5 protein-coding genes and 1 pseudogene are annotated in these 12426 nt (G+C 49.8%); all 6 read right to left on the bottom strand.

The genetic code is table 11. The annotated features are described in order from the left end of the window. Positions 1–559: 559 nt before the first annotated feature. Positions 560–1192, bottom strand: a complete 633-nt coding sequence (locus CRI63_RS18455; RefSeq protein WP_130224426.1) for a hypothetical protein — start codon at positions 1190–1192, stop codon at positions 560–562. Positions 1193–1607: 415 nt separating this feature from the next. After that, positions 1608–2578: pseudogene (locus tag CRI63_RS18450) on the bottom strand (ParB family protein). Next, entirely contained in the window at positions 2575–3780 is a 1206-nt protein-coding gene (locus CRI63_RS18445; protein ID WP_130224424.1) for an AAA family ATPase, read from the bottom strand. The pseudogene CRI63_RS18450 and the gene CRI63_RS18445 overlap by 4 nt, the downstream one beginning before the upstream one ends. Positions 3781–4162: 382 nt before the next feature. Next, positions 4163–6541 (bottom strand): Ig-like domain-containing protein, encoded by a 2379-nt coding sequence (locus tag CRI63_RS18440; RefSeq protein WP_240782772.1) that lies wholly within the window; start codon positions 6539–6541, stop codon positions 4163–4165. A 38-nt stretch (positions 6542–6579) separates the two neighbouring features. Then, positions 6580–8886 carry an Ig-like domain-containing protein gene (locus CRI63_RS18435; RefSeq protein ID WP_346763497.1) on the bottom strand — a complete coding sequence of 769 codons (2307 nt, stop codon included), beginning with the start codon at positions 8884–8886 and terminating at the stop codon, positions 6580–6582. A gap of 14 nt (positions 8887–8900) precedes the next feature. Further along, positions 8901–12254, bottom strand: coding sequence for an inverse autotransporter beta domain-containing protein (locus CRI63_RS18430; RefSeq protein ID WP_135520347.1), 3354 nt, complete (start codon positions 12252–12254; stop codon positions 8901–8903). Positions 12255–12426: the final 172 nt, after the last annotated feature.

The raw sequence follows: 12426 nt of genomic DNA, 5'->3' as shown, positions 1-12426 counted from the left end.
TGAATGCCAGTATGTGATAGTGCATATATAAAATCTTACTCAGAAAATCAAAGGCTATTTAAGTTATAAGGGAAAGATGTTCCCCTACTTAAGTACCACAGATAAATGTTGTTCTGTAAAAGAAACACCCGGTGTTAATCAGAGTAAACAAGGAGAAGCAAGATGGAAGGATATGAAATTACGATCAGCAACCGAAAAGTTAAGTTTAGCCATCAGGTATCGATTAGTTTTTTACTCAGTGTTATCGGTTTTTTTGCTTTTACGGCAGCAGTAATTTTGTTATGGCACAATTACAATATATAGGTAATGACTGGAAATTACGTATCACTATCAGGGATTCGATTGTGGAGATAGCTGACGTGAAGGTTTATTTTCTTTCACGTCAGCGAGTTGCATAGTCTGATGTTCACCAGACATGACCCGTTCAAACTATCACGGGGTATCAAATTGTCAAATTGTCTTATCGCTTGAGATAAGTGGGTACATTTATAATGTGGTTATTTAATTGCCTGGTCTGATTTATATCATGTAATCTGATATAAATCAGAGGGTTATGTTTTTATTTAAACACTGCACAAGCATTTAAGTCTAAATGACCAATCTCCGAAAAACAAGAGCTTCCCCCATCGCAACAATATGCTTTACCATTATCGAAACCGTGTGTTGCTGCGATATCAGTATCACTATACGCGCTAATCCAACCGTAAATTACCAGTTTCCCCCACTCTTTAAATAGCCCTCCATTGACCTGGCGATATGCAGGGGTCATTACATTATCCTGGAGTTCCACTACATGTGGCAGTTGCCCGTTTACACTTGCCACCCATAACTTGGTTTCTTCAGGGTTAAGTTTTTTCTCTGTATTGTGTTTGAAAAACTTTTCAATTGTAAAGCTATATACTGATATGCGACTAGTATTTTTATCGATTGCTTCTATATAAAATGTGTGTCCAACAAAGCTTTCATCAGCGTTATTAAATTTTACGACGCCATCCTGATTCACAGAAACAGGATTTCCGGATAAATCTTCTCTACAACGCCAGATAACGTTTCGATTATTCTTAACGTCACCATCAATTACCATTTGAAAATAAGCTTCCGGGAAAAGTGTTGTGGGGAAGTGTTTTTCTTGCATATCCTCGATGCAGTTAAACATATGACCGTTGACTAAAACATCTGTAATAATATTCATTATTCATCTCTAAAAGTTATCGATTAGTGTTACTGACATTTTTATCCACTCCTGGGATACTAAATGTACGAGGTATAGTTTGCGCTTTTTCTGGAAGAGAAGAATGTATAAGGTTATTATTTTCCCATTGTTAATAAATAACAAAGTAATTATGTGGTTGTTTGACTATTATATTTTTTATTATTTATTTAATATTATTAGTGCCGTCTGGTTATTGATGACTGGGATTGGTGACTTCACGGGAAATTCAGAGGAAAATATATCGCCGTGGGCATGACAGCGACGACAGTACGGATGTTTTTGCAATACCTTGAATTTACATGGTTTTATAGGCCGGATAAGGCGTTTACGCCGCATCCGGCAGGAAACTACGGACACTTTGCCTGTAGGTTAAATGCCAACCTTTTTTCTACACCTACTCAAGATGTCTGGCGAGCACGTCATTAATTGACTGTTCCAGCTCATCCATGACCTCTTTTGTCAGACGATTAAATTCAAAAGAGATTGTTCGGCCATTAATGCGTTTACGCGCGTATCGGTCTTTGTCATCAAAAGCCCACAGCGAAACCACCTTCGCTTTCTCTTTTTTAGGCAGCGAGATCAGCAAAGACGTTTTTTCTGAATAAGCTTCAGCAGCTTATTTTTAATCTCATCTTCCGCAAGGCCACCTTCGCTCAGAATAAGATCAATATCTTCTGAAATTTGTTCGATCAGCGTGCTCAGTTCGACATTTTTCTCGGCGAGACTTTCGTCCACCGCCGCCAGTAATTTGTAATCGGAAAAATGAAGTTCTGACTGCACCGGGAACAGTGAAACCAGCTCCTGCGGAACGGAGGCCGCCTGCATGGCGCGGGAGACTTTGGCCGGCGACAGTTTTTCCTGTGCGGCTATCTGTTTCTGATTCAGACCAGACGCTTTAAGCGCCATCAGGCGTAACCCGACTTCACGCAGGTTATGTTCTTTCGCCGTCTGAATATCTGCCGCCAGTTTACGGGCTTCATCGGCAGATACCGTTGAAGTGGTGACCAGTACTTTCAGCGGGGTATGACACAAAATGGCCGCCGCGCGTCTGCGGGAACCATCAATTATTTCCACGCCGTCTTCCCGCTCGATGCCGATGCAAGGGAAAAACTGTTGCAGACGAAGCGTGCGGGTAATGTCTTTCAGGGACTCGCTGGTCAGCGAAGTCTGATCGCGGCCATTGATCTCCTGAATGACATACGTCCCGTTTTCGACTTCATTGGCCGGGATTGTGCGCAATGAAAAAGTAACATGACGCCCAGTGGAGAGTGTAAAGACTTGCTCCTGAGACGGTCCGCCATCATCCTCGTGCAGTGCAGGGGTTTTGAAGGTACGGCCTATGGTGACTCTCTTGGCGCTCATCATACACCTCCATTGGTTCTGATAAATTCAATGCGGTCGAAGACTGCCCGGGCGAAATCTTCGGCGGCGTGGCGGGCATTTTTCAACGCCTCGCTGCTGCCGATATAGGTGGCTGGGTTTGCCGAGACAACGGTGTCGAAAGACTCGCCGCAACGCTCAAAGCCATCCAGTCGCGGTAACGCGACATCGAGCATGTCGCCGCCAAAAATTTCTTTCGCCAGACTATGGCAAAGCTTATGGTCGGCCTTATTCGACAGTTTTGACATAAAGCCGATATTGCCTTGCAGATTACACTTCATGCCAGATTCATTAATAATTTCAACCAGTTCAGGGAGTCTGGTTAAATATTTCAGCGTCGAGTGGAAATCAACCTGCGCAGGCGGAACCGGCGTTAACAGCAGATCGGCTGAGGCGATAGCATTTTTGAGAAACGCGTCAAGGTGTGGGCCGCTGTCGATAAAGATGAAATCGTAATCTTTGCGCAGTTTATCAATCACATTCTCTTTCAGCACCGCGTGAACATTTTGCCCCGGCAGGTGTTCGGCGCATAACTCATCCCAGCGTGAGGCGATAAACGCATCTTCAATTGAGGCTGGCAGTACGTCCACGCCCGGCACAATGGAAGGCACGATAAATTCTGAGAGTAGCTCTTCACGCGACACATTTTGCAGCATGGCCTGTGCGGAGGTGGCATCTACCATGCCAATGGCCCGTGTATGGTTGAGGAACATGGTTGCTGAAGACTGCGGATCGAGATCAACGACCAGGATGCGTAAGTCTTCATAAAGCAGGTGAGGGTGGGTGCGTAGCGCATGAGCCAGCGAAACGGTAGATACCGTTTTTGATACGCCACCTTTCAGGTTGCCGATGAAAACGGCAAATGCCGATGGATAGCGGTCGCGATATTTGGGAACCCCACGGTGATGGTAAATGTCGATAATGTTCTGAATCGACATCGCGTATTTGGTGGAGCTACCGGCGGGGCGCTTATCAAACACATAGCCGCTTTCTTCCATCTCGTTGACGGCGTAGTCAACGCTGGCGCGCGTGAGACGGGGCAGCCGGGCAAGCGCCGCCTTGGCATAGACCTGATAAAACTTGTTTTCCTGCAATTCTTCTTTCTGTGATTGAATTTGTTCGGTAAGAGAAAACAGCATTTTCTCTGAACGTTGCGCAACTTTTAACAGATGGACAGGCGTATCCATGATTTTCTGCCTTTATGCTGGAATGATGAATTTCGTCAAGAATGCTACATACAAGTGGCAAAGTAAACATTTCAGATGCAATAAGGTAAAAATAGCGGGTAGCGTCTCACTTATCCGCTGAGTAGTGAGCATCTCTGGGCGTTATTCGCCAGATCGGAGTGGGGCAGAAGGCCGGGTTACGTAGTGCTGATGACGTACATAAAGCGTCTGTCTGGATAATATCGTTGTTGCGTTGCGTTCAACCTGATGGAACTCTGATAGCACTATTTTCCGACAATACGCGTCAGGGCTATAGTCCAAAAACATCGGTAATATCAGGGTATTTTTGATAAAAAAGCCTGCGCAATAAATGTTGCGCAGGCTATTGGTACGACAGAACCTTTTATTTACATAGAATAACTCCAGTAAATGGATCTGGCGCATATACGCTCCCTGTCGTACTTGAGCCGTCAGTGGCAGTTAAATACTTGTAATACATTACACTTGAATTACCAGTTTTATATCCATATGAAATAATAGTTTGTTCTGGAGCAGTGATACTGTAAGTTTCTCCGGTTAGTTTATGGCTTGCTATAAAATACTGAGTACCTTCGTATAAACCACGTATTCCGTCATGGTTCCCGGAACTTCTGCATTGATTCGGGTAACCTGCATATCGAGCCAGATTGGTCACAGGGACTTTTGCTACAGCCAGTAAGTCTATTGTAGGAGACGTTTGTGTTATGCCCGTCTCATTGTCAGTAAAGGTTAGCGTTCCTGTAACAATGCTTCCTTTGGTTACCGTTGCCATGACTGTAGTACCGTTTATCGGGATGCCATTTGTTGCTGTTAATGTCCAACGAGAGCTATCAACAGCTTTATTTCCTGCTGTGACGAATTGCACGGGCTTATTTAAAGGCAATATAAAACCGCTCATATCAGACCACTCCAGAATGCTTTTATCAACCTGGTTTAATGGTTTAATAAGCGGCGTCACGCGAGGGTATGCTTTCAAAGCAAAAGGTGCATTATTAACAGTATAAGATGCGCTTATTTCAGCGTCCGTCGTAGCATCGACAAGTTCATCGGGTTTGATGGCAATAGTAGCAATACCATCAGCATCTGTTTTACCTGCAGTTATCGTTGCATTATAGGCAACCGTCATATCTACATCAGCATCTGGCACTGGGTTGCTATATTTATCGCGCAATGTCACGCTGCACTGAAATTCTGTGCCTGCGAGTCCTTTACAGTCAGTTGCTGTTGAGTTTGTCGGATCAGCCGGGCCGGCAATAAAGCTAACTTTGCTACTTGCCGCAACTTTACTCCCACCGTTTACACTGGCCGATATTTGAACATCAGAAACAGCCTTTGAGCTGCTCATGGTGATCATGGCTTTACCGTCGGCTCCAGTGGTACTGGTACTGGCGGACAGTACCGTGTTGGCATTGTCCACACTCCAGTTCAGAGCTGCACCGCTCACCGCGTTGCCGTTGGCATCGGTGACGAGGACGGTACAGGTAACCTGATCAGTGCCATCGGCGACGACCTGGGTTTTGTCGACCTGGACGTCAGACAGGGTCGTGGTGGCAATATTACCAATCATCTTCACCGTTACGGTCTGACTGGACTGATTAATACTCGCTGTAATTTGCGACGCACCGGCTTTGGTGGCGGAATAGGTAATTTCCGCAATACCCTGGCTGTTAGTAACGCTGTAATTATTGGTCTGGAAAGTTCCTGTTGCATCATCCGAACTCCAGTTAACCCGTTGATTGGCAACTGGATGTCCGGTTTTGTCCGTTACTGTAGCTTTCAGCGTTATGTTATCACCTGCGGGCACATCCGTTGTTGTGGACGGGGTGAGCGCCGTCACAGTGGCGGTAGCCGCGTCGGCAGCAAAACTGATAGTTTCAGACGACTGATTTACGCCATTAACGGTTGCTACAGCCTGATAAGCGAGCACATCCTCTGAGGTGAGTGTTGCTGTAACCTGACCTTTGGCATCAGTTTTTTGCGGACTGCTGGTAAGATGATATTTACCTGTTGCTGGCTGAACCTGCCATGTCACTTCACTCTGGCTGACGAGGTTTTTGTATTCATCTTCCACGGTGGCGGTCAGGGTAACCACATCCTTGCCGTTCGCCGTCGCGCTGTTTTTACTGACGCTGACGTTAACCGGTTTTGCACTCTGTATATCAGGCGTGATGGTTAGCTGCACGGTTTTCTGGCTGTGGTTGTCGCTGGATGCCGTAATGGTGGTGACTTTCGCGAGCGTACTGCTGTAAGTCACCTTCGCGCTACCCTGCGCATCGGTATTCGACGTTGTTTCACTGAAAACGCCAGCGGCATTGTCAGACTGCCAGACAACAGGTTTATTCGCTACCGGGTGACCGGACGCGTCCAGAACCTGTGCAGTCAATGTGACGATACCTTTACCGGCAGCAACACTGGTGTTGTCCGCCGCCAGGTTTTGCAGTGTGGCAGACGTCGCATCTTCGGTGAACTTCACACTGTCTGATGTCGCCAGCACTCCGTTGGCTATGTGAGCAATGTTACCGCTGATCTTATGTTCCCCGCGTTGTTTTGAGGTCAGAGATACCGTCACATTACCGTTGCTGTCTGATGTGCTGGACGCCGCCGACAGAAGACCCGTGGCAGGTATTGCTGCCCAGTTGATGCTGATGCCCGACAGCGGGTTATTGTTTGCATCCACCACAGTCCACGTGAAAACAACTTCATCGGTGCCGTTAGCAAGAGCGTTCTGTTTACTGAGCTTCAGGTCGGTAAGCTGCGCGGTGCGGGTGTCGCCAATAAAGGTTACCTGCGGCGCATTAAACGCACTGCCTGCTTCTGCCTGTGCCGAGAGGCTGACCGTACCGGTTTTGAGCGCCGACAGCGTGACGGAAGCGACGCCTGAGGCACTGGTTGTTGCGCTCGGTGCTGAAAGTGTACGCCCGTACCAGAGGCGTTCCAGGTCACTTTATGATTTGTAACCGGGTTGCCTTTAGCATCTTTTACTGCTGCGGTGTAGGTAATAAGCGCCTTGCCGTCGGCAATAGCCTGCGTTTTATCCACGGTGACATCAGTCACTTTTGCCGAAGTGCTGTCGGCAATAAAGTGCAGACTATGAGAAGCCACTGCGGCTCCAGCTACGCTGCTGGCAGAAACCACCACATCTCCGCTTGACTCAGAGGTAAGCGTTACCACGCTGTTACCACTGGCATCAGTGGTGTTCTGTGCGGTACTTAGAGTTCCCTTGCCGGACGTAATGACCCACTTCACCAGGCTGCCGGACACTGGGTGCTTGCTGGCATCACTGACCTGTGCTGTCAGTTGAATGGCATCATTCAGGTTGGCGACGGCGGTTTCTTTATTGGCGTTAAGCGAAGTCACCGCGGCGGTTCTACTGTCCGCCATAAAATGCAGAACTGGAGAAGTCAGCTTCTGCCCCTGCAGAGTGGCTGTCAGCGTAACCTCTTCCACCGCCGGAGAACTGGCCTGGATACTGACATTTCCCTGGTCATCCGTCTGGGTGGTTGTGGCAGATAACTGAGCGGTATTGCTGGTTGAACTCCAGTCTATCTGGATATTTTTTAACGGATTACCCTGCGCATCTTCAACGACGGCGGACAGCGTGGCGTAGTCCTTTCCGTCGGCCAGCAACGTGGTTTTATCCGGCGCGATGTTTTTCAGCACGGCGCTTTGGGTGTCGGCAATGAAAGTTAGCGTGGTGTTTTTTTTCGCTGCACCGTTCGCGGTGGTAGCGGAAACAGTAGTCTGTCCGGCGTGAGTGGAGGTGAAACGCATGGTCGCAACCCCCTGATTATCCGCAAGACTGTTGGTGCTGGCGAAGATCAGCGTCGGATCGTTGCTGCTCCAGTTAACCTGCGCGCCTGGCAGGATATTGCCGTTCGCATCTTTCACCGTGACCGACCAGGTCATCGATTCGTTGCCATCGGCCACGGCCTGGGTTTTGTCGACTTTACTGTCAGACAGAGTGGCGGTGGCCATATCACCGATAATATTCACCGTTATATCCCGGCTGGTTTGATTCGAGCTCGCCGTGATGTGCGTGGCCCCGGCACGGGTGGCCTTATATTTTATATCCGCAATACCCAGACTGTTGGTTTCGCTGGCATCAGCTGGCGAGAAATCGCCAGTGGTGTTATCAGAACTCCAGTAAACTATTTGCTTTGCAACAGGATGACCGCTGCTGTCAGTCACTGCGGCCCGCAGCGTAATAATATCTTTGCCCGCAATAACATCGGATGTTGTGGGAGAAGTGAGCGCGACAACACCGATAGTGGCAGCGTCGACATCAAAGCTGATGGTGGCAGACGATTTGCTCATACCGTTGGCGGTTGCCACGGCCTGGCAGGCGACCACATCCTCTGAAGCCAGCGTTGCGGTAACCCGGCCCTGAGCATCGGTTTTTTGTGGACTACCGGTAAGATGGTACTTACCTGTCGGCTGGATCTGCCAGCTAACATCCTGCTGACTGACAGGGTTCCGGTATTTATCTTCCACAGTAGCGGTCAGGGTGACCACATCCTTGCCGTTCGCCGTCGCGCTGGTTTTATTGACATTGACGTCAATAGGTTTTGCGCTCTTGATATCGGGCGTGATGATCAGCTGCACCGTCTTCTGACTGTTATTGTCGCCGGATACCGTAATGGTGGTGGCCTGCGCACGGGTGCTGCTGTAGGTCACTTTCGCGTTGCCCTGGGCATCGGTATTCGAGGTGGTTTCACTGAAAACGCCGGCGGCATTGTCAGACTTCCAGGCGACAGATTTGTTTGCCACCGGATGACCGGACGCGTCCAGCACCTGAGTGGTCAGCGTGACGCTGTCTGTACCGGCGGTGATACTGGTTTTGTCGGCATTCAGGGCGGACAGTCTGGCAGTGGCGGCATCTTCGGTGAATGTCACACTGTTTGAGATAACCGGTTTGCCGTTCACCTGGCCGGTAACCTGATGCGCGCCACGTTGTGTTGAGGTCAGGGATACCGTCACGTTACCGTTGCTGTCTGACGTACCAGTTGCGGTGGACAGGTGACCAGTGGCAGGCGTTGCGGTCCAGCTGACAATGATACCCGACAATGGATTATTGTTTGCATCCATCACCACACCGGTGAAGGTCACTTCGTCGGTGCTGTTGGCGAGCGCGTTTTGTTTACTGGCCTCAGGTTGGTAAGCTGCGCGGTGCGGGGGTCACCGATAAAGGTGACCTGCGGCGCATTAAACGCCAGACCGGCTTCTGCCTGTGCCGAGAGACTGACCGTACCGGCTTTGAGTGCTGACAGCGTGACGGAAGCGACGCCTGAGGCGTTGGTTGTTGCGCTTGGTACAGAAAGCTTAACGCCAGCAGCGGAGGTATGCCATGTCACGTTATGGCTGGCAAGGGCGTTACCTTTATCATCTTTTACCGTCGCGGTGTAGGTTACAGACTCTTTTCCGTCGGCAATGGCCTGTTTTTTATCCACGGTAACGTCGGTGACTTTTGCCGAAGCACTGTCAGCAATAAAGTGCAGGCTGTGAGAAGCCACTGTGCTACCGTTTTCGGTGCTGGCAGTCACCACTACATCTCCGCTTGAGGCGGATGTAAGCATGACCACGCTGTTGCCACTGGCATCGGTGGTGTTCTGCTCTGTGCTGAGTGCACCCTTCCCGGACGTAATGGCCCACTTCACCAGACTGCCGGACACCGGGTGCTGACTGGCATCACTGATTAGTGCAGTCAGTTGAATGGCATCATTCAGGTTGGCAACGGCGGTTTCTTTATTGGTGCTAAGCGATGTTACTGCTGCGCTTTTATTATCAACCGTAAAATGCAAGGTTGGGGAGGTCATCTTCTGTCCCAGGAGGGTAGCAGTCAGTGCCACATCTTCCACAGCAGAGGAGCTCACCTGGGTGGTGGCTTTGCCATCATCATCCGTCAGCGCGGTTGTCGGGGTAAAATGTGCGGTGATGCTGAGGGTACTCCAGTCGATCTGGACATTCTTTAATGGGTTACCCAGCGCATCTTCCGCAATAACGGTCAGCGTTGCGTTCTCTTTCCCGTCGGCCAACAGTGTGGTTTTATCCGGCGTGATGTTTTTCAGCACGGCGCTTTTGGCGTCGGCAGAAAAAGTCAGTGGGGCGGAGTGCTTCGCTGCCGCTTTACTGGTTGCCTCGTCTCCGGTAGTGGCGGAAACGGTAACCTGTCCGGCACCGGTGGAGGTGAGAAGCATGGTTGCCACGCCGTTCGGATTGGTCTGGCTCTGGCTGCCAGCCAGATGCGCAGTGGTGCTACCTGCGCCAAGAGCCCAGTTCACGGTCTGCTCTGGTAACGGGTGGTTGCTGGCATCGGTTACGATGGCCTGCAGGGTGATGATGTCCTGACCATCGGCGATAGCGGCAGTTTTATCGCCATCAATCTGACTGACCACGGCGCTGGCGTTATCTGCAATAAACTGAATTGCTTCACTTTTAACTACTTCGCCGTTATCAAGATGGGCGCTGATTGTTGCGCTCAGAAGTTGGGTGCTGCTCAGTGAGATGCTGGCATTCCCCTTGTCATCGGTGAGAACGGACGTTGCCGACAGGATCGCCTGTGCATTATCCGTGGTCCAGGTCACGGGAACGCCTGGAACCGGATTACCCGTCGCATCCACGACGTGCGCCGTAAGATTTATGGCATCTTTGCCGTTAGCCAGGGCTGACGTTACCGACGCGGTTATTCCGTGGGCGGCGAAACGCTCGCTGGCGGCGGGAGATTCGAGGGTAATGGTAGTGCCGCTAATCTTCTGGGTTTTGTTATAGAAAACATCGACAGTTGCCAGCCCAGGAATATTACTGGCATGGAAGGTACTGACATACACGCCGGGCGAGGGTTCTTTAAACGCCGAGATACTGGCTAGCGTCTGCGCTGGTGTGGTTACCGGAGGGAGAGTCGCTTTCTTTTGCAGTCTGGCTTTCTTTTGTGGCTTTTGTTGTTTTGGGGCGCCTTGCGTGATTTGAGCGCTGAGGTTGGCTGCTTGTCCGGTGATTTTCTCACCACTGGCGGTGGTCAGCGTTACGCTAATCGATGTGCTGCTTGCCCCATCCGCTGGCAACGTTGTTTTAGCGGCGCTGACGGTGGCGATTGCTTGTTGAATATTAAAACTATCAACCTGCACAGTCATGTACGCCAGAGGTGACTGGTTACCTTTCGTATCCAGAGCCGTAGCGGAAACAACATAGACATTCTTCACGGCGTTGCCGGTATGATAATGCGGGAGCGTGACGGACCAGGCGCCATTTTTCTCGCTGATGTTGCCGCCGTTTTTCAGCAGACTCTCGGCCTGCCAGTGGATGTGATCAAGTGGATATTTGCTCTTCACCTGCACATTTACTGGTAGAGTCATTGATTCAGTGCCGGAAATTTTATCCTGCAGGGTCAGCCAGATAACCTGCTGCTTACGGTACTCCAGTACAATGTTATTGTTTCTGTTCACCAGCTCGTAGCGGCTACCCATCAGCGTTCTGCTGGCGCCGACCGCTTCTGGATCGAGGTGGCTAGCCAGGGACTCGCCCATCTTCCAGTTAAGATTGAGATTTACCTGGATGTCGTTCTGATCACCTTTACCCATTTTCTGGTTCAGGCCCACGGTCATTAGTGGGAATGGTGTGTAGCTGACGCCCAGCGTCATGGCCCACGGGTCGCGCAGGCGCTTGTCACTGTTATTCTGCGAGAGCGCCACTTCCTGACCAAAGTACTGTTCCCACGCCAGTTCTGCACCTAACTGTGGATAAACGGGTAAATACCCCTCGGCGCGAATGTCATAACCATTGGCGACGCGTTCCTGATAATCGTCATAACGTTTTGAGTTTTTCCAGCCGGAAAGTCGGCGATAGCCGTTTGCGCTCAGGCGGAAGAAATCGCTGCCCAGTTCCGCTCCGACGCCCAGACGCTGGTGTTTATTACCAGAGATTTGTTGATCGTAAAAAGTGTTGACGCCCCACATCCAGTGGTCAGCGAAGTAGCGATAACCAATACCGATATTGGCGATATCGCGATCATCATTGCGGCGGGCTCCAACCTGGGTAAACACGAGATCCTGCTTCTTGTTGTCGTAAAGAGGCACCAGGAGATCCACGCTGGCATTATTGAGTGCCATTTTGCGGTCCAGGCTCGCGTTAACTTTGGCGGTTCCGAACTGCTGCAACCACTGCTGCACTTCACTGGTTGCAATCGAAGACGTGCTGCCGATAGCTGAGGAGATCAGCGCATCTGTTCTGTTGCTCTGCTTTAATAATTCAGCCGTGCTGGTAATTACCGAGGCGATTTTTTTATCGTCACCCTCATTCTGTTCCGCCGCTTTTGTAGTACGTTTCCCTTTTTCTTCTTGTCTGGACTTATTCTCCGGCGAATTCGTTGCCGCCTGAGCAGGGAACGTAAAGACAAAGGAGTTCATAAAAATAACCGTGAGCTGCAAAAATATTTGCAGGCAGGCCGTGAGTCTTTGTTTCATAATAACATCAGTCTGTTGTTTGAAATTTGTTAATAAACGGCGGACAGTATTTAAATATATCTGGGCCAATCTTCCTTAAGGTACTTTTTGTTCTGTCCAATTTTCCTGAAGCAGGCGGCGGAACAGCGTATGGCTGACGTTTATTTGAACGCCGGTGGTAATGTGTTTAATT

It is taken from the genome of Escherichia sp. E2661, from assembly GCF_004745185.1.
Taxonomy (GTDB): domain Bacteria; phylum Pseudomonadota; class Gammaproteobacteria; order Enterobacterales; family Enterobacteriaceae; genus Escherichia.
Note: the sequence above shows the minus strand (reverse complement) of the source record. Positions and strands in the feature narration are given on the sequence as shown.